This is a genomic window from Leisingera sp. ANG-M1, from assembly GCF_000813745.1.
In the GTDB taxonomy this organism is placed as follows: Bacteria; Pseudomonadota; Alphaproteobacteria; order Rhodobacterales; family Rhodobacteraceae; genus Leisingera.
In genome coordinates this window covers 93,883-115,696 of sequence record NZ_JWLC01000008.1, presented here as the reverse complement: position 1 = coordinate 115,696, position 21,814 = coordinate 93,883, and the positions used below count along the sequence as shown (strand labels likewise).

20 protein-coding genes and 2 tRNA genes are annotated in these 21,814 nt (G+C 55.5%); 15 read left to right on the top strand and 7 right to left on the bottom strand.

Going from position 1 to position 21,814, the window contains the following annotated elements; genetic code table 11:
- Positions 1-8 precede the first annotated feature (8 nt).
- The 4 genes from RA19_RS07335 to RA19_RS07320 all read left to right on the top strand — a co-directional run bounded on the left by RA19_RS07335 (position 9) and on the right by RA19_RS07320 (position 4,322).
- Complete coding sequence (locus RA19_RS07335) at positions 9-1,331, top strand: sensor histidine kinase (protein ID WP_052261692.1); 1,323 nt, start codon at positions 9-11, stop codon at positions 1,329-1,331.
- 104 nt (positions 1,332-1,435) lie between these two features.
- Positions 1,436-2,959: an ArnT family glycosyltransferase gene (locus RA19_RS07330; protein WP_241479036.1), complete on the top strand. Its 1,524-nt coding sequence runs from the start codon at positions 1,436-1,438 to the stop codon at positions 2,957-2,959.
- On the top strand, positions 2,956-3,951 hold the full coding sequence (locus RA19_RS07325) for a glycosyltransferase family 2 protein (protein ID WP_082020478.1): 996 nt from the start codon (positions 2,956-2,958) through the stop codon (positions 3,949-3,951). Before RA19_RS07330 ends, RA19_RS07325 begins: the two co-directional genes overlap by 4 nt.
- Positions 3,948-4,322: a GtrA family protein gene (locus tag RA19_RS07320; protein WP_039161068.1), complete on the top strand. Its 375-nt coding sequence runs from the start codon at positions 3,948-3,950 to the stop codon at positions 4,320-4,322. The genes RA19_RS07325 and RA19_RS07320 overlap by 4 nt, the downstream gene beginning before the upstream one ends.
- Positions 4,323-4,334: 12 nt before the next feature.
- On the opposite strand, the gene RA19_RS07315 is transcribed toward RA19_RS07320, so the two are convergent.
- The 4 genes from RA19_RS07315 to RA19_RS07300 form a co-directional block, all read right to left on the bottom strand.
- Complete coding sequence (locus RA19_RS07315; protein ID WP_039161066.1) at positions 4,335-4,739, bottom strand: hypothetical protein; 405 nt, start codon at positions 4,737-4,739, stop codon at positions 4,335-4,337.
- On the bottom strand, positions 4,739-5,782 hold the full coding sequence (locus RA19_RS07310; RefSeq protein ID WP_193748237.1) for a hypothetical protein: 1,044 nt from the start codon (positions 5,780-5,782) through the stop codon (positions 4,739-4,741). Before RA19_RS07310 ends, RA19_RS07315 begins: the two co-directional genes overlap by 1 nt.
- Before the next feature lie 254 nt (positions 5,783-6,036).
- On the bottom strand, positions 6,037-6,300 hold the full coding sequence (locus tag RA19_RS07305; protein WP_039161062.1) for a spike base protein, RCAP_Rcc01079 family: 264 nt from the start codon (positions 6,298-6,300) through the stop codon (positions 6,037-6,039).
- Between the two features lie 170 nt (positions 6,301-6,470).
- The gene (locus RA19_RS07300; protein WP_039161061.1) at positions 6,471-7,790 is read right to left on the bottom strand and encodes an ATP-binding protein; all 1,320 of its coding nucleotides are present in this window, start codon (positions 7,788-7,790) and stop codon (positions 6,471-6,473) included.
- An 83-nt stretch (positions 7,791-7,873) separates the two neighbouring features.
- Here RA19_RS07300 and RA19_RS07295 point away from each other — a divergent pair, with 83 nt between their 5' ends.
- The 4 genes from RA19_RS07295 to RA19_RS07280 all read left to right on the top strand — a co-directional run bounded on the left by RA19_RS07295 (position 7,874) and on the right by RA19_RS07280 (position 10,183).
- Entirely contained in the window at positions 7,874-8,791 is a 918-nt protein-coding gene (locus RA19_RS07295) for an MBL fold metallo-hydrolase (RefSeq protein ID WP_039161059.1), read from the top strand.
- A gap of 69 nt (positions 8,792-8,860) precedes the next feature.
- Positions 8,861-8,935, top strand: a tRNA-Asn gene (locus RA19_RS07290).
- 366 nt (positions 8,936-9,301) lie between these two features.
- Positions 9,302-9,679, top strand: coding sequence for a hypothetical protein (locus tag RA19_RS07285; RefSeq protein ID WP_152615710.1), 378 nt, complete (start codon positions 9,302-9,304; stop codon positions 9,677-9,679).
- 96 nt (positions 9,680-9,775) lie between these two features.
- The gene (locus RA19_RS07280; protein ID WP_039161056.1) at positions 9,776-10,183 is read left to right on the top strand and encodes a hypothetical protein; all 408 of its coding nucleotides are present in this window, start codon (positions 9,776-9,778) and stop codon (positions 10,181-10,183) included.
- A 284-nt stretch (positions 10,184-10,467) separates the two neighbouring features.
- Here RA19_RS07280 and RA19_RS27185 read toward each other — a convergent pair whose 3' ends face one another.
- Entirely contained in the window at positions 10,468-10,860 is a 393-nt protein-coding gene (locus tag RA19_RS27185; RefSeq protein WP_206540264.1) for a hypothetical protein, read from the bottom strand.
- Between the two features lie 253 nt (positions 10,861-11,113).
- Here RA19_RS27185 and RA19_RS07275 point away from each other — a divergent pair, with 253 nt between their 5' ends.
- Entirely contained in the window at positions 11,114-15,133 is a 4,020-nt protein-coding gene (locus tag RA19_RS07275) for an NACHT domain-containing protein (RefSeq protein ID WP_039161054.1), read from the top strand.
- 89 nt (positions 15,134-15,222) lie between these two features.
- Positions 15,223-16,368 carry an ATP-binding protein gene (locus RA19_RS07270; protein ID WP_039161051.1) on the top strand — a complete coding sequence of 382 codons (1,146 nt, stop codon included), beginning with the start codon at positions 15,223-15,225 and terminating at the stop codon, positions 16,366-16,368.
- 164 nt (positions 16,369-16,532) lie between these two features.
- Here RA19_RS07270 and RA19_RS26500 read toward each other — a convergent pair whose 3' ends face one another.
- Positions 16,533-17,267: a DUF2971 domain-containing protein gene (locus RA19_RS26500; RefSeq protein WP_152615709.1), complete on the bottom strand. Its 735-nt coding sequence runs from the start codon at positions 17,265-17,267 to the stop codon at positions 16,533-16,535.
- 997 nt (positions 17,268-18,264) lie between these two features.
- Between RA19_RS26500 and RA19_RS27755 the strand changes: the two genes are divergently transcribed.
- The 4 genes from RA19_RS27755 (at position 18,265) to RA19_RS25700 (ending at position 19,746) form a co-directional block, all read left to right on the top strand.
- The gene (locus RA19_RS27755; protein ID WP_082020477.1) at positions 18,265-18,426 is read left to right on the top strand and encodes an excisionase family DNA-binding protein; all 162 of its coding nucleotides are present in this window, start codon (positions 18,265-18,267) and stop codon (positions 18,424-18,426) included.
- 88 nt (positions 18,427-18,514) lie between these two features.
- Complete coding sequence (locus RA19_RS27750; protein WP_082020476.1) at positions 18,515-18,688, top strand: helix-turn-helix domain-containing protein; 174 nt, start codon at positions 18,515-18,517, stop codon at positions 18,686-18,688.
- Entirely contained in the window at positions 18,670-19,161 is a 492-nt protein-coding gene (locus tag RA19_RS25705; RefSeq protein ID WP_052261691.1) for a hypothetical protein, read from the top strand. Before RA19_RS27750 ends, RA19_RS25705 begins: the two co-directional genes overlap by 19 nt.
- A gap of 12 nt (positions 19,162-19,173) precedes the next feature.
- Complete coding sequence (locus RA19_RS25700) at positions 19,174-19,746, top strand: tyrosine-type recombinase/integrase (protein WP_082020475.1); 573 nt, start codon at positions 19,174-19,176, stop codon at positions 19,744-19,746.
- 89 nt (positions 19,747-19,835) lie between these two features.
- Here the strand turns inward: RA19_RS25700 and RA19_RS26110 are convergent, their stop codons facing one another.
- Positions 19,836-20,582 (bottom strand): hypothetical protein, encoded by a 747-nt coding sequence (locus tag RA19_RS26110; RefSeq protein WP_082020474.1) that lies wholly within the window; start codon positions 20,580-20,582, stop codon positions 19,836-19,838.
- Between the two features lie 1,081 nt (positions 20,583-21,663).
- Here RA19_RS26110 and RA19_RS07255 point away from each other — a divergent pair.
- Positions 21,664-21,738 (top strand) — tRNA-Asn (locus RA19_RS07255).
- Positions 21,739-21,814: the final 76 nt, after the last annotated feature.

Here is a 21,814-nt window from a genome sequence, read left to right as displayed (position 1 = left end):
ATCTGCGGATGTCTGCCTTGCGGCAGTCGCTGGTGCTGGCGCTGTGCCTGTTCCTGCTGCAAATTGTCGGCGCCATTTTGGCCGGCCTTGTGGTGCGCAGCGAATTCGATCAGCGCGTCGAGGAGGATCTCAGCGCCCGTTTCTCGGCAATCGCCAGCGAAATCCAGGCCCGCGGTTTCGACCCGGCACACTATCCGAATGACGGCAAGGAAGCCGTCTATTTCCAAGCCGACACTGCCAGCGCCGCATCCGCGCCCGAAGGCATCTTTGCGCTGCGCGGGCTGTTTGACGACGACCGCTGGGACCGCAGCCCGGAAACCCCTTTGGCAATGTCGGGCGGGCATTGGTATTATTATGCCGGAGAAGCCGGCGGCAGCGTGCTGGTGGTTGGAAGCAACCTGGGCACCGGGACATTCACTCTCATCATTGTGCCTCTGACCTTCTTTTCGATCGGCCTCGCCGTGTCGCTGATTGCCGTTCTGCTGGGGGCTGTCTTCAGCTTTCATTCGCAAAAACGCCTGTCCCGCATGGCACGGGTGCTGGACCAGGTTGCCCTGGGTCAGCTGGAGGCACGTGTGGCCCCGGCGGCTGCCCGGGACGATCTGGACGATCTGGCCCAGAATATCGACCGCACGCTGGAACGGCTCGAGGTGCTGTTCAACCAGTCCCGCAATATCGCCGCCAATATCGCCCATGACCTGAAAACACCGCTGGCCCGGCTGCGCTTACGGCTGGAAAACGCATTGCTGCTGGAAGACCCCGAAGAGAGCAAAGACAATGTCGCGGCAGCGCTCACTCAGGCCGACCACATCATTGCGGTGTTTGAGGCCTTTCTGCGCATCGCCCGGCTTGAAAGCGGCAATGCCCGGAAGCGCTTTGCCCTGGTGAGCCTGGCTGAAATTGCAGCCGAGGTCGCCACCACTTTTGCCCCGGTCGCCGAGGACGCCGGGTATGAGTTCACCACCCGGATTTCAAGCAGCAGGCGCGTGCTGGGCGACGCTGTGCTGCTGACGCAGATGCTGACCAATCTGATCGAGAACGCGATGCGCCACACGCCGCCCGGCAGCCGCATCTCCTTGATTGCCAGCCAAACCGAACTGGGCGTCGCCGACAACGGCCCGGGACTGCCGCCCGGCGCTTACTCCGAAGTCATCAAACCCTCGGTGCGCCTGGACCGCAGCCGGACAACACCGGGCGCCGGGCTGGGCCTGGCGCTGGTCAAAGCGATTTCAGACGCCCACGATGCCCGTCTGCTGCTGTCGCCCGCAGCAGACGGCGGATTGTATGTACGCGCGCGGTTTTCCGCTCAGGAAATTGTCGCAGAAAAGTAACGTGTTACAGGAAATTACAGGCTTACAGATTTGTAAGTTTGCCTGGATTTTTCTGACAAGCCGCCTGCCTATCTGTGCCGCTCAAAGACACAGGAGCGCAGGCCGTGCCACAAATATCAGAGCAGTCCCCCGGCAAGACCGGAGACCGGTCCCCCAAGGAAACACTCTCCCTCTCCCGCACCGATACCCTCACCTTGCTGTCGATCCTCGGTGCATTGGCGCTGGTGCGGCTGCTGGCCATCTTCACACTGCCCTTCACCGACACGACCGAGGCGCGCTATGCCGAGATCGCCCGCAAGATGGTGGAGACCGGCGACTGGATCACGCCGCAGTTCGACTACGGCGTGCCCTTCTGGGGCAAGCCGCCGCTGCATACCTGGCTGTCGGCCGCCGGCATGGAGCTGTTCGGCGTGAACGGCTTTGGCGCCCGCATCTTTATCTTTGCCTGCGCCCTCCTGTTATTGGGGATGCTGTTCCGCTGGGTGCGGCAGGAAGCCGGGTCCGGTGCCGCCCTGGTTTCGGTGACGGTACTGGCCAGTTCGGTCCTGTTCTTCGGTGCCTCCGCCTTTGTGATGACCGATCTGGTCATGACGCTGGGCGTTGCCATGGCAATGATTGGCCTGTGGAACTGCCTGCACTCTGAAAACGGCAGCCGCTTTCATGGCTGGTTTGCCTTTGCAGGCCTTGCCATCGGTCTGCTGGCCAAGGGGCCGGTGGCTGTTGTTCTCTGCGGCATTCCAGCCGTCCTCTGGGGGCTGGTCTCGGGCCGCTGGCGGGAGGCTGGAAAACTGCCCTGGGTCAGCGGGCTGGCCTTGCTGCTGCTGCTTTCGCTCCCTTGGTATGTGGCTGCCGAGCTGAAAACACCGGGCTTCCTGAATTACTTCCTTGTCGGTGAACATTTCGAGCGTTTCACCGTCCCCGACTGGCAGGGCGATCTCTACGGCAACGGCCATGAGCGTCCCAAGGGTGCGATCTGGGGCGATTGGGTGCTCGCCTTCCTGCCCTGGTCCCTGGTCCTGGTACCGATGCTGTTCACACCGCGCCGCTTGGTCCGCAGCTTCCGCGGCGACCGGCTTCATTGGCGCAGCTACCTGTTGTGCTGGGCACTGTCGCCGCTCTTGCTGTTCACCGCTTCCGCCAACATCCTGGCCGCCTATACCCTGCCCGGCCTGCCCGCCGCCGCAGTCCTGCTGGTTTTGCTTTGCACCGATGCCTGGCGCCCTTGCCGCTTGCGCGCGCCGCGGGTTCTGTTTGCGATCTGCTCTGTCTTCGTAATCTTCACCGGCGGGTTCTATGCAACGCTCGCGCAGTTTGCCCCGCATGCTGTCAACTTGCGCAGCGAAAAGGAGCTGGTGCGCAAAAAGACGGAAATCAGCAGTCAGTCCCCCCTCTACTACATCGGCAAGCGCAGCTACTCAGCTGAGTTCTACACCCGCGGCCAGGCCCGCAATCTTCCCGATCTGGCGGCGGTGCAGCAGCTGCCGCAGGAGCCGCATGCCTTGGCCATTCCGCAATCCGATGAGTTTGCCGCCGCACAGCATTTGGTCCTGGCCTATCAGCGGATCGGCCAATACGGGCGGCACGTTCTCTATTACAGCAGCCCCATCCGCGAAGGAGCTTTGAAATGAGCGTCTCCCAGCCCCTGAGCCTGCAGCTGCCCCTTCCTGTCGCGGTCCCCGGCAAGATTCCGGACCTCAGCTTTGTCATTCCAGCCTTCAACGAGGCCGGGAATATTCAAAGAACCCTGCGAGAAGTCGCCGCCGAGGCGGAGCGGCTGGGCAAAACCTATGAAATCATCGTGGTCGACGACGGCAGCAGCGATGGCACATACGAGGCCGCCGCAGCCTGTTCAGGGCAGATCCCGCTGGCCGCGGTCCGTTTGTCGCGCAACTTCGGCAAAGAACAGGCCATGTGCGCAGGCCTATCCCGCAGCACCGGTGCCGCAGTGGTGATTCTGGATGCGGATTTGCAGGAACCCGTCTCGACCCTGGAGAGCATGCTGGCCCGGTATAGCGAAGGCTATGAAGTGGTCTACGCCGTCCGCGCCAGCCGCCACGACGAAAGCCCGCTCAAGCGGGTTCTGACCCGCGGCTTCTACAAGCTGCTGACCATGGGCAGCGAATGCCCGATCCCGGCCAATGCCCGCGACTACCGGATCATGGACCGCAAGGTTGTCGAAGCGCTATTGTCGCTGCCAGAGCGCAACAAGTTCATGAAGGGCCTGTTCAGCTGGGTGGGTTTCCGGTCTTGCGCGGTGCCGATCGAGTTGAAGCCGCGCCATTCCGGCAAGAGCAAATTCGGTTTCCGCCGCCTGTTCCGGCTGGCGCTGACCGGTCTCACCTCCTTTACCGACTGGCCGCTTCGTATCTGGACCGTGGTCGGCCTGGCGATTGCCTGCCTGTCCATCGCCTACAGTTTCTGGATCGTGCTGAAGACGCTGATCTGGGGTGCCGATGTGCCCGGCTTTGCGACCATCACCACGGCCATCTTTTTCCTCGGCGGACTGCAGATCATGTCCATCGGGGTGATCGGCGAGTATCTCTCCAGAGTGTTTTCCGAGGTCAAACAGCGCCCGGGCTTCATCATCGCCGAGGAGTTCCGGGCGGGCAGCCCCTCATGATCCGCGCCCGCCTCCTGTTCCGCTTTGGCACGGTCGGCTTGCTTGCCTCGCTGCTCCACTACGCTGCGGCAGCGGCGGCGCTGCTCGGCGACCTGCCGCCTCTGACAGCCAACCTGCTTGGCTTCTGCTGTGCTTTTGCTGCCGGCTTTCTGGGCCACCACCGGTTTACTTTCCAGCAGCGCAAACAGGGCGCGTGGAAACCTCTGCTCAGGTATTCGGCAGTTTCCTGCGGCGGCTTTGCCGGCAGCCAAATACTTCTGGATGCCTTGACCGCCTCTGCCGGGCTGCCCGCCTTGGCTGCGCTGCTACTGGCCATGGGTGCCGCAGCCGCGTTGAGTTTCCTGCTCAGCAGCCTTTGGGCTTTTGCCTGACATGCGCAACACCTACAGCCGCTGCAACCCGGCCTGCGCCAGCAGCGCCAGCGGATCGCTGCCGGAAATCGCTATGATTCTGTCCGGCGCAGCCTGGGGCACCGGCAGCGGGCTGCCGTCTTCATCCAACCCGGCCGCATGCAGTTCAAACGCCGACTGCGCCTGGCCCGCCAGCGCCGGGTCGACCAGAGCAGGAATCGGCCCTGCCTGCATCAGCTCGGCTATAATTGCTGGGTTGGACACCCCGGCAATCTGCGCCTCGCTCCATTGACCGGACGAGACGGCATAGGCATGGGTGCCGTCACTCCAGCCGGCCGCGAGAAACGTGTTGAGATCCCGCGCCTTGCCCAGCAGCACCTCGACATGATTGGCTGCGGCCATCAGACCGGCGCCGACAATAACCGTAACCCTTTGCATCACAATCCCCGCATTTCATTCAGATAACCGGTTAAGCTTGCCGTTTCGGCCGCAGTCAAAGCCCGGTTGATGACGCCATAGGCATAGAGTTTCTGGCTGCCAGGCAGGTTTCGCGCTCCGGCGCCGATTGTCAGGCCGCCGGCAAGGGTCACGCCGTTCCCGTCTGCCCACCATTCGGTGGCATCCGTACCGAGGTCCGGCAAATCCACAGTCAGATAGTCGTCAATCTGGTCGTCGGACAGGTACCAGGCGCCGCTGCCGGCATCCTGCGCCAGAGTCGGGCGGAAATCGTCATTCACCGGCTGCGCTGCGTGACGGCCCGGAACCTGACGGACCGAGAAGTTATCTATCGCGCCGGTAAATTGCCCGGCGGCACCGGCCCGCACGCCGATGGCCGGGCCCTCGGCCTTAACGAGGGCGGAATTCATCCCCGCGGCGACCGTCAGCGCTCCGGTATACCCGCCGCCCGTCTGCACCTGGAGAGCCCCAGGCTGCGAACATTCGAAACTGCACAGATACCAGTTTCCCGGCACCATCACGCCGCTTTGCGCAAGCTCTGCCGAGCCTGCGGAATTGGACGAAAAATCCGCCGCCCCTGACACAATGGAGGGAGGTGCATCCCCTGCCACAACCCAGCCGCTGCCGCTGTCGAAACCGCCATTCACCGCCAGTTCCGGCCCCAATCCGGTCAAGCGGGAGCCGAGGGGGAGAATGCCCCGCACGGAAACATTGCTGATCGTTCCCGCAAATCCGTTTGAACGGAACTGAAGCTCATCGGTGGCCGACCCTGCTTGAAGCACTAGGCTGAAGGACCCTGTCTGTGCATTCTGCTCCCAAACGATTTCTCCGCCCAGATACACGCGAAGCTTCGTTCCACTGGTACGCACGGCTTCAAAACTGACCAGGCAGATCTTTCCGGGCGAGCCCGCAAGATTCTGCTTTCCAGCGTCATTGACGGCAAACAGGTTCAATGCCCCGCCTGCAATCGTTGCCCCATTGTTCATTGTCCAGCTGCTGCCGGTTTCAAAGCCGCCGTTTGCCACCAGCTCAGCGCCCAAAGATTGCTGCAGCGGCTGTAGCCGGGCGGTCCCGCTGAAGTCCAGCGCCAGGCCCACCGGGTCGCCCGGAGCGGCGGCCGGCATCCGCCCGGTGCTGTCCCGCAAAAGCGAGCCCGTCTGGGACGGATCGCACCAGACACCAAGCGCGCCCGGGCCCGAAAACAGGGAGGCAGGCGTGAACGGTCCGCGGGGCGCATTGCGCACCGCGGCTCCGGTCATTGCAAGTCCGACCCCCAGCATCAGTACCATCCTGCGACGGTGGCCGTTGTTCCGCTGGCTTCAACTCCGACAACGGAAAACCCAAGGACCTCTCCCGCTTCCACGGCATAGCTGATGATGGTTCCGGCCTCGTCGCGCAGAACCAGGTCGCCCGACGTCAGCACGCGCAGCACCCGCGGCTTGACCGGCAGATCCACCCCGTCCTGAGGCGTTATCGCCAGATGATGCGTGACCGGGCTTTCCAGCCCGCGGCGGTGATGCGCAAATGGATCTATCTGAGGCATTTGGGGACTCCCAACAGTGTTTGGTTCCGGGCACGCTGCCCGGGTCCGGATAGATAGCTGCAAAGGAGAAAAATTAAGAAAAGAGAGCGTGCGCTGCTGGCCTCAGCTGCGCAACACCTGCGGTTTTCTTCGCTACTCTTGCGCCGCGGCAGAGGCCCCGGGCGGGCCAGTCAGCGCGCAATCACGATATCTGCCTTCAGCCCGCCCAGGTCCGGGCTTTCGCCCAGCCGCAGGGTGCCGCCATGGGCGCGCGCTGTGTCCGCCACGATCGCCAGGCCCAGCCCCACGCCGGATCCGCGGTTCTGGTTGCGCGCCGGGTCCAGCCGGGTGAAGGGGCGCACCGCATCGCCGCGCTGCTCCGCCGGGATACCAGGCCCGTCGTCCTCGACCCGGATCCGCATCGAACGCTCTGTCAGTGCAACGGACACCCGCGCCCTGGCGCCATAGCGGACAGCGTTGGAAATCAGGTTTTCAACCGCCCGCCTCATCGGCTGGCGCCGCAGCATCACCTCGCCTGCCCCGGACATTCCGCCAAGCGTCACCTGCTTCTCCTGACGCTGCCAATCTGCAATGATGCTGCGCACCAGCTCATGCGGATCCACCGGTTCCGGTTCGCTGACCGCCGCGCCGCGGGAGAAATCTAGGAATGCATCCAAAAGCGCCTGCATCTCGTCGACATCACGCAGCATCGGTGCCGCGTCTTCTTCGTCAATCAGCGCCAGTTCCAGCTTCAGCCGTGTGAGCGGCGTTCGCAGATCATGGCTCACTCCAGACAGCATCAGAGTCCGTTGTTCGATCTGCCGCTCAATCCGCGCGCGCATGTCCAGGAAGGCACTGCCCGCAGCCCGCACCTCCAGAGCCCCGGCCGGGGAATAAGGCACAGCCCTGCCGCGCCCGAACGCTTCGGCGGCATTGGCCAGCCGCTTGATCGGACGCAGCTGATTGCGCATGTACAGGAAGGAGATCACCATCATCAGGAAACCGAACACCAGCATAATAACAATCAGCTGATGCGGTGCTGCCGCGGTCAGGCGGCGGCGGTTGAGATCAAGCTCCATGAGCCCGTGGCCAGTCGCAAAGTATATCTGCACAGACTTGTCCGCCGGAAACCGGGCGGCCAGGAAACCAGGGAAGGTACTCTCAAGCTCTTCGCGCACCACCCGCCCGGAAAACTCAATCAGGCTAAACTGGTCTTCGGGCAGCGGGCCGCCGGGCGCCAGAAACCGCGCCTGCATATTCAAGGGCTGCAGCAGCGGCGCAATCTGCGCCAGCGCGGTTTCCTGATCCGGCGCCCGGTCCGCAACCTGGCGCAGCATTTCCATCTCGCGCTGGATGGTCGCGGTCATTTGCACTGTCACATCTTCCAGATCACGCTGGATGAACACCACCGACACAACAATCTGCAGCGCCACAATCGGCAGCACCAGGATCAGCGCCGCCCGGGCATACAGACTGCGCGGCATATAACGTTTGAGCCATTTGAAGAACATGAGCTAAGCCTATAGGGCGCCAGAGAAAGAGGAAAGCCGGTCCTGAGGCGCACAGGCCGGGAAAACTGCGACGGGGCAAGACCATGCAGGCATCAGATGACTTCAACCCGCAACCCGGCCAGGCTGCGGAGCTGGAACCCGGCCTGCGCCGCATCCTGGCACCGAATCCCTCGCCGATGACCTATCGCGGCACCAACACCTATTTGCTCGGCACCCGCGGCCTGGCCGTGATTGATCCCGGGCCCGACTCAACCGGTCATCTCGCGGCGATTCTTGCGGCAGTGCAACCGGGCCAGACGATCACTCATATCATTGTAACCCACAGTCATCTGGACCACTCTCCTCTGGCCGCAGGTCTCATCCGCGCCACCGGCGCGCCGGTCTATGCCTACGGCGGAGCGGAGGCGGGGCGCAGCGCAGTGATGGCGCAGCTGGCGGCCGACGGGCTTGCGGGCGGCGGTGAAGGCATCGATACGGATTTTGCCCCAGACATCACAGTAGCCGATGGCGAGCGGATCAGCGGCGACGGCTGGGAGCTGGAAGTAATCCACACGCCCGGCCATTTGGGCAACCATATTGCCCTGGGCTGGAAGGACGCCTGCTTCACCGCAGATCACGTCATGGGCTGGGCCAGTTCGCTGGTGTCGCCGCCGGATGGCGACCTGACCGACTTCATGGCCTCCTGCCGCCGGCTGCGGGCGGGCAGCTGGCGTGTTTTCCACCCCGGCCATGGTGCGCCGGTCACAGATCCCGCAGGGCGGCTCGACTGGCTGATTGCACACCGGGAATCGCGTGAAGCCGCGATTCTCGCCGCGCTGGAGCAAGCGCCGGCGACTGCCCGTGCCCTGGCTGTGCAGATTTACACCGAAACCCCGCCAGCGCTGCTGAAAGCTGCTGAGCGCAACGTCTTTGCCCACCTTGTAGACCTCACCGGCCGCGGTTTGGCGGCCCCGTTGGGGGCCCTGTCAGCCGCGGCTGCTTTCGAACGGAAGCGGGGCTGAAATAATTTGAAAAACTTCTCCCGCCCCTCTGGACGGCCGCCCGGCAGAGCGCTATACGGCACAAACCGTTCCGGCGTAGCTCAGCGGTAGAGCAGTTGACTGTTAATCAATTGGTCGTAGGTTCGATCCCTACCGCCGGAGCCATAAAAAGCCCTTAAGTCTCTGACTTGAGGGCTTTTTTGTATGAGCTAAACCCCAAAATAGCCGCTCGTATCTTTTGCTCATTGGTTCCACGAACCAGACAGATTTCGGCAACTGGGGTCAAATGCGTCAAATCGCAAAATAGACCGCACCACATAAGAAAAATTCCACCCCCTCTGCGCTTCTGTTCTCAGAGTGTCGAAAAGATCAAGGTCACATGATCAGGTTTGCGGTTTTCAGGGGCGCCATTGTGAACCCCACGAAAACCTCAAAACATGATCACATCAAAACCAAGCGCCAGAAGGGAGAAGCAAGGCGCTCTTGAAGCCAGTCAAGTCAGTTTGGTTGGCATAGCACAGGAGGATTCCCATGTGCATTTTTCCCCTGAACCCGCTCCGTGAAATCCAGAGCTTCACCTATCAGCACGATCAAGCGTTGCAGAGCGCATCGCTCGTCCTGGCCGGTCAGTTCGCGCTGAAACGCACCCAATCCCTGCTCGATGAAATCCGCAGTGCAAATGCGATTTCGCGGCGACTACAGCGTGGCATCGTCGAACTGCACAAGCTGCTTTCTCTCTACTATGTTCACGACGAAAACCGCATCGAGGCGGCATACTTCGCAGATCTGGATCCAAGCGATCCGTATGTCGAGGAGATTTGCCTCCTGACGGAGGCTCTGACTGACCTTCTGTATCGCATCGACTGCGACCCGGGACAGCCGCTCTCTGACTATCTCCTTGCTGCCTAAGGCAGTGTTCCCGGTCGGTGTTCCCAAAAGCCGACCGCTTGAGAATTCAGCCTCCTGCTGGGTTCACCATAATCGGGCAGTAAAAGGAGACCACCTATGTCCCGCGATAAAATCGAAGAAATGGCATATCATTGCCTCGTGACAGGCCATGATTTCGTCAAGGCCATCGAACTGCTGGAGATTCCGATCAAGCCATCATTCGATCTCTCTTACCGAAGCCTTCTGGGGAAGCTGAAGAATGGCGATATTCTGGGGAAATCAGATCTGATCACGGTTGATCAGATTGGCGAAATTCTTCGAACTGAGATGAATGCGATGAGGCCCGGCTATGGTGACCGAGCGTTCGAATGCTACACCGACGAAGACGTTATTTTCGACCGCAATCTGGAACTGATGCGGCGCGCTGTTGTCTGCATCAAATGCCTCACTTCCGCCAATCGCGCCCTGCGCGATATGTCAAATGCGCGCAGATGGGCGAGCTCCTTAGAGCCAAGCGGAAATTGAGGCGTTTGCACTCGGAAATTTTCTTAGCATTACATCGTTGGGCCGCTGCAGTTTTGCGGCCCGCGAGAAGGAAAAAACCTCTGTCAACTTTGCCTTGGAACCGTGGATGGCAGCCTGTTCGCCACCATTTCTGCCACCTTCGCCGCATTCCCAGATTACGGAAATTTCCCATGGTCAATAGTCTGACCGCAAAGAAAAACTCGAAGGATTGAGAAACCATGCTGACAGTTGCTATCCGCACCCAGATCGACAAAATCCGGAGTGCCTTCTGGTCGGAAGGTGTGTCAATCACAACACCCTACAACTTCCTCGTGGAATACCTTCTTGGGCTTGGACTTGAACGACGTGATTGACCAGCCGTTGTCTTCACAAAACTCAAAAATTTTCGCCGGTAACAACCTCTCTCGCAAGGCTGAATACCAACATTCACTAACTTCGGAATTCTCCAACACGAATGCCAAAGAAATGCACTCTCCAGACGCCAGGCCAACACGTTGAACAACCGGCATTACCCCAGGCGTGCGCCCTGCCCAATCTGATCTTACATTTAGAGGACCAATGACCTCGCAATCCGGCGAGACGATCTTGAACCAAACAGATGCCCCTCGTTGATCAAATAGGAGAGTTCCTTGTGCGATAGTGTGTCTAACATGTTCTTTTATGTTGGCCTGATACAATCTTCGATTCCTTTGCCCTTTGACTAAAAAGGACATTGGGTCATCGCTTAAAACCCAAAACAAAAAGTTCCGAGGTTCAACTCCAACGGTCTCCCCCCTTACTTGCAGCCCACAAGATGGGAACGCTATCTTGGTTGCGAAGATTTCCTTTCGAATTCAAAGACTACGCGCGAAGGCAGACGTTGGGAACTTCGGTTGTTTGGCAACCAGATTTGGCTTGCATCCGCACAATTTCCAACCAGTATGCCCATAGATGGATACAATAGAAAAAATAATCTCTCGCACCCTTTCCGGTGTAGACAATCTCGGGCAGCGGATCGAGCTGACACAACCCAATCTTACCAGTGTGACCGAACCCCTGGTTATCCTTGGCGAAGCCGGCATGGGTAAAACCACCCTGCTCAGACAGATTTCGGAGGAAGCCGGGCATACATTTGTCAGCGCCAGACGTCTCGTGCGCTCGCGCGCACCCGAAAATCTGATTGGTGGCGCTGCGACAGTAGTGGTCGATGCCCTTGATGAACTTTCCACCCAACTTGAAGGTGGCTCAGTTGATGAGGTCCTGGCTGCACTGGAGATCGGGGGAGCATCTCACTTCATTCTTGCTTGTAGAGCAGCAGACTGGAGAAGTGCCACGAATAGGCAGTCAATCGCGGACATCTACGGAACTGAACCACTCGAGCTTTTCCTAAACCCAATTGAACGCCCAGAAGCACTATCTCTCTTGTCTCAGGACATGGGTGAGGATCGAGCTGGGGAAGTTCTAACGCACTTCGAAGCTAACGGGCTTGAAGAGCTTTTTGGCAATCCGCAAACTCTAAACCTCATTAGAGCAGTAGCTAATCTAAGCGAGCTACCGACTTCGCGTGGCGAACTTTTCGATTTGTCTATTCGTCAGCTTTGGGCAGAACATAACCCAAAGAAGTCAGAGACGTCGCTTGCCAAACTGAGCGAGGATCGAGCCCTTAACGCGGCAGGAGGCGTGTTCGCATCGCTTCTATTGACCGGGAAAAGAGCTCTTTCTCGTTTGTCTGACCTAAATGCCGAAGAGGACGACCTCACGCTGGCGGAGGTTGGGGAACTTGTCGCAACTGAAGAACTTGAAGCCGTTCTTGGAAGCCGATTGTTTTCCAGCAACGTCGAAGGATGCTCTGAACGCTTCAATTACTCTCATAGGAGTGTTGGAGAATTTCTTGCTGCCAAGTGGCTGGCCAATCAAGCCGACACAAACCGAAAGAGCCGGCGCCTCCTAAAACTCTTCCATGTTCATGGGCTTGTTCCAGCAAGCTTGAGAGGTGTTCATGCTTGGCTCGTGCGAGACTCAAAGCTTGCGATTGAAGTAATAGATGCTGATCCGTTAGGGGTAATAGAATACGGCGACACGGCAAATTTTTCTGAGCAGCAAGCTCGCGCGCTGTTGCTGTCGCTTTTCAAGTTTGGCGAAAGCAATCCGCGCTACTATGACTTCGAAACGAACCACGCTTTGCGGGGCATCGCAAAACCCGAATTGATACAGGAAATCAGGGAGTTGATTGTTTCGGCGAGCACTCCAATTTCCCTGAGAGTCCTCCTCCTAAATGCAATTTCCACCTCACCAGTCGCTCGATCTCTGTCGGGAACGCTTCTGGAGTTGCTTCTGGATCCCGACACCACTTTCATTGAAAGGCGTCGAGCGGGAGATGCACTCGCAGCTCTGACTGAGGCCAAGATCGAGTGGCGGAGCATTTTTTCGAAGTTGCACGACTTGGCAGACGAAAACTCACTGCGTATCGCAATAGAGCTTTTACCAAGGGTTGAATTTGCCGACCTCTCCAATGAACAGCTTGTGCAATTGGTCGTCGCCTTCGGAGGGTTGAGTATTTGCGAGTTCCCTCAGAATAAGAAGACACGAGTCGGCGGTGTGCTTTGGGGCTTCGAAACGAAGCTCCCAGACGACCGCATCGAACCGGTTCTCGACATTTTAGCCGACTACCTGCTCACTCTAATTAGCGACGATTCCGATCGTTTCGAGATTTCGGATGTAATCAATGTTGTATATTCTCTGACCAAAAGACGTCTCGCTCTCAAGCAAACCGATCCAATAAAACTTTGGCGTTGGCTTTCTTGCGTTGGTGAACACCGAGGTTTTCGCGAAGACGCACAGCGAACAATCTCCCAGTGGCTGCAAGACCACGTTAAAGCGCGAAGAGCGATTCAGAGAATCGCGTTGCTGGAAGAGCCCGGCGAGAAAACAATTTGGATGAAAGCATGGCGTCTAAACGACCAGTTGCCAGGGCTTCTCCCGGATGAAGAGGACGTTGTAGAGCTTCTACAATGCCTGAAACCACCTGAGGAAACCGCCGAAGATCGGTGGAAAGACATAGTTCAACTTTGCCCTCACGATGCACGTCGTGGAGCGAAGGCGCGGGCGGCAGCTAAACCGTTTGCGCAAAACCAAAATGACACAGATTTCCTCGAAAAACTGGCCAACCCTGAAGTCCCGGAATGGCAAAAAAAACAAGAGGAGCGTGATCGCGAACGAGCTTCTGAAAAACAAAAGAAATGGGAAGCACACCGGGCTGACTACCGTGCTCACATTGAAGACCTTCGGAGAGGTCACTACGGATCAGTCATTGGTCCTGCCCAAGCCTACCTGAACCGCTTCTCAGATATGGGCGACAACCTTCCCGCACACCAGAGAATAGAAGAATGGTTGGGCTCTGAGTTGCAACAGGCAGCTTTTCAAGGGTTTGAGGCGTTTCTACTTGATAATAACGCAAAGCCCTCAGCCAATGAGGTTGCTGAGTCTTACGCTGAAAGCAAGAACTGGCCGGCAGCAGAGATTTTTATCGCGGCCACCGCCGAAAGAGTTCGCAACAATATATCGCTCGATGAACTTCCAGATGATCGACTTCTCGCGATCCTTCTGGAAGTCGACTTTCACCACATCTTGAACCACGCAGGTTTGGAGCACGTTCGGGAAGAACTGGATCGTGTTGTCGAGACGCGCCATGGGCTACGGTCAAGGTATTGGCGCCTACGGATCGAACCTCAGCTGGCCGCGGGCCGAACCCTTGTTGACGGTATTTACGAATTTGTTCGCCAAGTGAAAAACCAGGAGCTCATTCTTCCATTGGTGAAAGAGTGGCTCGAGCGCTTTCCCGATATGTCGCTCAGTGCCGAGATGGACTTGGTAGGCTATGCCATTTCGTGCGAAGAAACTGAATTTGTGCGAAACATCTCAATCGCTTACAGGCAAGAAAAGACCCTTGCGCCAGAACGAAGAAGCGATTGGGATGCAATCTCCTTCATCGTGAACTTCGAAGCTGAACATGAAACGCTCACCAAGGAGCGCGGCAACGATCCAGAATTTTTGTGGAATTTGCGTTCACGCATTGCCCCTCGCCATGGTGAAGCACAACCTGTCGCTCTTGGCCCTAAACAGCTGGCCTGGATAATAAGAACTTTCAGGTCGCACTGGACCAATGTTTCACAACCAACTGGCTCTTCTGTAGGCGATAACAACCCGTGGGATGCAGCCGAGTTCCTCCATTCCCTGATCAGACGACTTGGCAATCTCACATCTCCGTTGGCTATTGAAGAATTATCCTTACTGATTGAGGCCCCAAGCGATGGATACACGCGCTCCTTGAAAACTACTTTCTGGGAGCAAGCCCAAAAGATTGTCGAGGAAAAGTATTCACCGCCGAAGCTGAAAGAAATTGCATCGGTGCTCAGAGATGCCCCACCCAATTCAACGGAGCAGCTCCAGGCGGTTATGATCGAAGAATTGAGGGTGGCTCAGAATAAGATCCGCTCACATCCAGTAGACTGGTATCAAGACTTCTTTTGGGAAGGGATTCCAAAAGATGAAGAAAAATGCCGCGATACGCTTTTGAAAATTCTGGGGGAATTCCCCTCTGGTATTTTGTGTGAGCCAGAAGGCCATCTCGCAGATGACAAACGCGTCGACATCAAGTGTTCAGTCGGCAGCTACATGCTTCCTATTGAGATAAAGGGGCAATGGCATAGTGACCTCTGGTCAGCAGCCGACGACCAGCTGGATCGTTTGTATAGCAATGATTGGAGGGCTGAGCATCGAGGTATATTCCTCGTATTTTGGTTTGGAGTGAACGTTCCTGACAATAAAAAGTTGCAGTCCCCAGGCCGAAACAAGGAGCTCCCCAAAACTGCGAGCGAGCTTCGCAGTGCACTTGTCAAGAGAAGCAAGGCAGCAACGCAAGGTCGGATTGAAATCTTCGTCATCGACTTGGACAGGCCGCTTAAAAAGTGATTGTCCGCTCCACTCAGAAAGCTCTCTTGGACAAGTTGGACCAAAGAAGAGTTTTGGTATTGAAGGCTCTACCCAGAGCAGGACGAACCATGCTTGCTCAGTCCATAGTCCAAACGTATCCGCATGGCTTTATCAAGATATCAGGCTCCGAATTGTGCGATCTTGAGGAAAGTTCAATTGAACAGATGCATCAGGGACGCGCCTTGATTGTGGACATGATCCAAATCCAGCATACTCAAAAGGTCACAGATGTAGTTCGAAAATCTCAGGAACAACCAAGACCTGAGCAAAAGTTTGTTCTTATTGCCAACGACATACAATCTGAACGGGCTATTGAGGGATCCATGATTGGTATTACCTCCGACATCGAATTGCCTCCCATCCAGTTGATGGAGCACTTCAGTGAGAGCAAACCACTTCACACAGCGCAAGGACCCAGTTCCTCTGCATCACCTCAAGCGCAGCCCACCAACTCATCTGCATGGGATCATACTGAACTTTGGTTACGTGGAGGATTGCCTGAAAGCTTGCAAGCGGACGGCGACAACGCGAGTTTCGAATGGCGCCAAGATTACTTGGCTGCGCTATTAGCTCGCGACTACAGATGTTGGGGAGTGGATGCGAGTGATCGGCTACCCGACGTATTTCAATGGATAGCGAACAACAACGGAGAGCAGTTTGATGATGCCAACTGCGCCAATAAGCTCTCGGTTAAGAAAGACAGCATACGAAGATCTCTTGATGTTTTGGTGCGGATAGGACTTATACGTCACCTTCCCAACTGGCCTGCGAAAAGCAATGAAAGCTTGAACTCTATGCCAGTTTACTACGTGCGCGATAGCGGCCTGTTACACGCTGCTCTCGGAATCATTACTAAAAGGCAGTTATTGGACCACAAGGCGATCGGGCACAGCTGGGAGAGTTTTGCTATCGAGGCAATTGTAAATGCCGCAGGTAAAGGCGTTACGCCTGCAATCTACCGAGATGACAAAAAAAATGAAATTGACCTCGTGTTGACCGACTTTGACTCGAATACCACAGCAATTGAGTTCAAGACCAATATCAATAAGGGGCCCAAAAAGGGCTTTCATGAAGGTTGCGACCGCATCAAAGCAACAACCAGGCTGGTGGTGCACTCAGGAATGGCCGACGAGAATGGGCATGACGTCCCGAGACTTTCACTTATTTCAGCCTTGAAGAAACTGACCTCCCTCGGTTCCGCAAAAGGATCATAGCGGATCTCACTCTGCGCCATTGCTACTAAAAGCTACGAAAAATACAGGGAATCGCGCCTGAGTGTAGGATTGAGCTGCAGACGCTGAAAGTTGACGTATTCCGTAGATAAGAGAAGAAAAAGGAGTGATTTTTCTCGCTCGGGCGGTTTTCTTTTTTAGCCTCTTCAATACCTTAGGCGCAAATTTCTTGGTGGTTCATATAAGCGAGAATGCAGAATTTTTCCTTTGAAGTCTGTCTCGGCACAAACCTCATCTTTGAAGGATTGAAAGGTGGATCCACAATTGAAAGGGCTGAGTAGAATTTGATCGACCACTTCTGCTGGATCCCAATCATAGTGAAATACGTCTTCACCGCACCTTCCCATGACATCGAAATAGATCAGGCGAACCTCGTTTTCCCACTCAAATGGCTTTCTCTTAACAAGAAAAGTTTCAAAGAATGCTGATGCAAGTGCGTCGTCAGTTTCACGCCCCTTAAAAAGGTCTCTGGCAAAACTGTTTAGTTCATTATCGCTGAGGTATTTGACTTTCCCGACCCGGCAGCGTTGATGGGCTGCAAAAGAAACCTTTGAAGCCAAACTCCGCAACAGTTTTCCGACTGTCGTTCGGATACGGATGCCTGGTTCAGTCTTGGACGTCCCCGCATACACCCTCCACATTGCGTCGGATCTCGATTCAAGGCTCCAACACTGTGCATAATATCGGTCTTTGTGAACAAATTCTCCTAACCGCCCTTCTTCATCCTTGTAGCCTCTCAACAGCAAGAGGTTTTCCATAGGATCATCCCAAAGGGTTGGGCGAACCAGCGTGTTCCTTCTTTCAAAGAACATGCTTCGAAACTTCTGGAAACCAACAACTCTATAAATATACTTATTTTCCAGTTCTTTAGGGATAAACATTTGGTGGCTTCTCTGCAAACTTGGACAGCTCATAACTTGATCGGAAATACTCCGTTGGCACCCGGAGCAACGGCGTTATCCTGCTGTTAAATCAAGAATATTCTTTCGTGTCCAACTCCATTGCTTTGTTATTTCTCAAACCTAAGCATTGCAAGACAAGCGAGCTGGGGCAGCATCAAATGCTGCCGATCAAGAAGGTTTAATCTCCTAATAAGGCCCAGATTGCGTCACCGCAACGAACCGGCCCATCTACACAGGCGCTGCGCGTATTGATGTGGTTGGCAGAGCGCGCGTCTTAGTATGAGGCTGGATGTTTCTGCACGGGTTTGAATTTGCTAATGAGCATCATCGCGAGGGTCATTTTGGCTACGATTTCGTATTTCCATGTTTGAGGCTGCTGTTGTGAAGCCCAAACATGGAAAGAGAAATCCCAACTCGATATCAAAGCCTTAGCTGCTAATACTTAGCTCTTTCAGGTGTTGGGTTGTGCTCCAAGAGAAGTCAGTTGGGTCTTCGGACTGAGTGCGCGAAGATCCGCAAACACAACCGAGTCCCCACTGATCGAACTTTCAGCGGTTTGATACCTTCCGGATAAGGCCTTGCATCAAGTCGCCCATACATATCGGTCAGGAATACTACGGAAATCGAAAAAGTGGCCAATATGAACCTATGGAGGCACCCCAAATGTGGTTTCGGGGGAAGTCAGGGTGTCGAAATGTTGTATGGCCGGCTAAAATTTCGAGAAAGTTTGCCGTAGTTTCAAGGGGTTAAAAGAAATCCACAAGTTCTCTATTCGTTTTTGGTTTGCTTAGCCAATGTTCCTTTCGACAAAAACAACAAGACTTAATGGAAATAGCACGACACCCTCGCTCAGGGTTTCAGAGCAACGCTGAAGAAATGTTCAATCACGGTTTCTCAGTTTTCGACTTCTTGACGTGATTACGAGAATCCGTCGGCCAAGCGTAGTCCACGAAACTTCAGGCTGGAAGGAAAAGCCATGGAGAAGATTTTCACCCCTAAGCAGCTCGCTGAACGATGGGGCTGTTCTATGCAAACTGTCAGAGACGCAATCGTCTCTGGCCAACTGCCTCACTTTCGAGTTGGGCGACTGATGCGCGTTCCAGAAACCGCTGTGTCGATGTTCGAAAGACAACGCTGAATTTCTACCTCTAACTGCCTTCGTCGAGCAAGCCAGAAACGCAGCGCGTTTCTGAAGTGCTCGGCGTCGCCTCGGGAAAGGCAAAACAATGGATCAATGTTTCACCCCAGAACAATTGGCAACGCGCTGGCAGTGTTCAGCAAACACAGTCAGGAATCTCATTTCCATCGGAAAAATCGACGCTTATCGCGTTGGCAAGAAGCTACTGCGCATCCCCGTCTCTACCATCAAGGAGTATGAAAAATGCAACCATTCCGCATAGGCAAGTTGCGCGGAGGCTACTGCGTGACATGGTATGACGTTGTTGATGGCAAGAAGAAGCGCCGCAGACATCAATTAGAAGCAAAAACGCTGGCTGAGGCTTGGCCTGAAGGTCAGAAAATTTACAAAGCGCAGCGCATTCTGCAGCAGGGGAAACTCAAATTCAAAAACCTTTGGATGAGTTACCAGGAGCATCTCGCGGGACGCCGCACAGAGCAACAACTGAAGTCGATGTGGAAAGACATAGGTCCGTTTTTGGGGGACTATGAACCATCGGAAATCGACGACGCGTTGGTGAAAAAGTATGCCACTGCCCGCAGAAAAAAGTTCAAACAAAACAACGGTAGAGAGATCTCTAATACGACATTGTATAACGAAATCAATCTGGTGCAGTCCACGCTCAACTTCGCATGGAGGAAGAAAATGATTGGCGAGGAGCCCTACAAACTGACGAAACCGACCAGACCAAATTAGGTTGATCGCTGGCTGACTGCAATCGAAATCCAGGCGCTACTTGCTGAAACTCAGCAAACTCCTCATCTCCATGTCGCAACCGTTCTGATGCTATCCACTGCTGGCAGAATTGGCGCTATCCTGGAGCTAACCTGGGATCGCGTTGATTTTGATACGCGCACCATTGATCTTCGGGTCAAGGAGAAAACGCATGCCAAAGCTCGTGCGTTTGTGCCTATGAATGCAGGAACGACTGAGTTGCTGAAGCAATGGAAGGGCGTAGGCTATTCTGACTTCGTCGTCGAATACAAAGGTGAGGGCCTGAAAAGCATCCAAAATGCTTTTAGAAAAGCCGTGCAGCGGGCCAAACTTCCTGGGAAGGTCACACCTCACGTCCTTCGCCATACCGCTGTTGTGCACATGGTGGCCAGCGGGTGTGAAATGGCGCGCGTTTCTCAATATCTGGGACACTCATCAGTAAAAGTTACTGAGGAAATCTATGCAAGGTTCGCTCCGGATCATCTTCGCAAAGAGGCAGCTGCCGTAGACTTCCTTAAAGGTAATGCAATCGCGATCAAGGAACCTGTCGGAGATTCTAAGCACTAAGTTTGAGGCTTTCTTCTCTTACAAAGTCGACAAGCAAGACCCGCATTCGCATGCGGGTCTTGCTCCTTCACCTCAGTTAACCCTCTTAGCTACAGACTGATTTTCCAATAATCCAAAGCGGCTTTGACGCTTTCTCGCGGATAGTGCGGTCCCGCAGCCAAGAGGTCCTGGCGAATGGTTTCCTTCCTGCGATCAGCAGCTTTCTTGATATGCTCCGAGAAAGGAACGGTTCCATCAGGATAACTTGCACCTCTCGCCTTTGGCCAAGAACTCGGATAATCAGTCCAATCGGTCCAGGTGAGAACATCTTCAGCGGCTTGCTCAATATCAGGATGATCGCAATGCCAGCCGTAGAGATTTGTTGCGCACACCCGAAGTCGGATTTTCACCTCAGACATCACATCAGTAAATGCTTTCAATGGAGTCGGAAGCAAAACCATGTTTCCAACACAAGAAAAGAAACGTGGATCCTGAACAACCGAGTTCTCTACTTGGTATGCAGCATCGTCGATGCCCCAGATATGACAACAAGACCAGTTTGTTCTTTCCTTTGATCGAAGTCCCAGAGCGAAGGTAAGCGCCTTGTTCGCATGGACGTTTCCTTCGACCTTGTGGACTACGCTCCCATTGGTTCTGCTCGTATTCATCTGAGGTTCTGACCAGTTCGACTTATAAAAATGCGCTTTCCGCGAATGCTCCGGAAACCATAGAGGCAGATAGGCAAACGTCCCTGGTGAGACCCACCTTGCTGTTCGTTCGATGAGCGCCATAATCTGCCCAAGATCAAGCTCCCTTCGCAACGTTTCGAGCCCATCGGCAAGCTGGATCTGTTTCATTTTTACTTTCAGTGCCTTATTGTAGTTTTAGTTGCCATAGAATGACTACTTCACGAGGACATTACCCCAGGTTTTGCCAAACATCTTTCGTATCTTTTTGTCGTAGGTTCAATGAACCAAGCTTGCTGAAACAACCACTTCTTGGTGGGGCAAATCTGAGCTAAAAAAATCCATATTTGCAAAATATCAATGAGTTAGCGAGAGCACATCGGACTGTTAATCAATTGGTCGTAGGTTCGATCCCTACCGCCGGAGCCAAAAAAAAGCCCTTAAGTCGATGACTTAAGGGCTTTTTTGGTTCAGCCTTGCGAAACCGCAATGTCTTGACCCTTTACTTGCGGGTTCATTGAATATCGCGCCTTTGGTGCTCCCTGTTCGTGGATCCAATTTGCAGTCTCAGGATGCCTTGCCGGCATTTGCTTTCTCTAAGGCTGTTACCTGAATTGAAGGCGGAAAGGCCTGCTGCCGGGGCTGGCAGAGCCTGGCACAGGAGCCGCCGTTCAACCGGAAACGCCTTCTCGATGTTTGTGTCCCCTCCTGCCGCCACATGCAACCGGTCCGCATGAAGTTCACTGTCCGGCCTGCATCTCTCAACAGCGCTGCAGTCCAGCGGCAGCCGCAATGGCCGCTGGGACGGGCAGGCTCGATCATCTCGACCGCCAGGCGTGCTTCGCCAGCCCTGTCCTTGGCAGCCTGCTCTGCCTGGACCGGCATTGCTTCTGGAGGCGGCAGACGCGCCACTCAGATTCCCTGCAGTGGCTGCACCCATGTTCGATGCAGGCGCGACGGCGGGCGGGGCACAGGTCCAACGCCCGTCCCGGGTCGAATTGATCCGCAGAATCAATTGCTGACGCCCCCTCCCTTCACAGCTTCTGTCAGATTGTTGGTTGTTCAGGATCAGCCATGCCAAATGCTGCCTGAAATCCCGCAACTATGAGGTCCTGAACCCTCGGCACCGCGCTCTTTTTCGCATCTCGACAAAGCGTTCGCCCGGCTCACAACCGCACCGTCAAAAAATCTTGGGAAAAGGAATTTTCCCTCTGGACGCCGGATGTTGGAACTTCTATACGACGCCTCACATTCCGGCGTAGCTCAGCGGTAGAGCAGTTGACTGTTAATCAATTGGTCGTAGGTTCGATCCCTACCGCCGGAGCCAAGTTTCCAGGGGTCAAAGCAGAAATGCTTTGACCCCTATTGGTTTCGGGCGCAGGCCTCGCAACCGCTGCCTTACA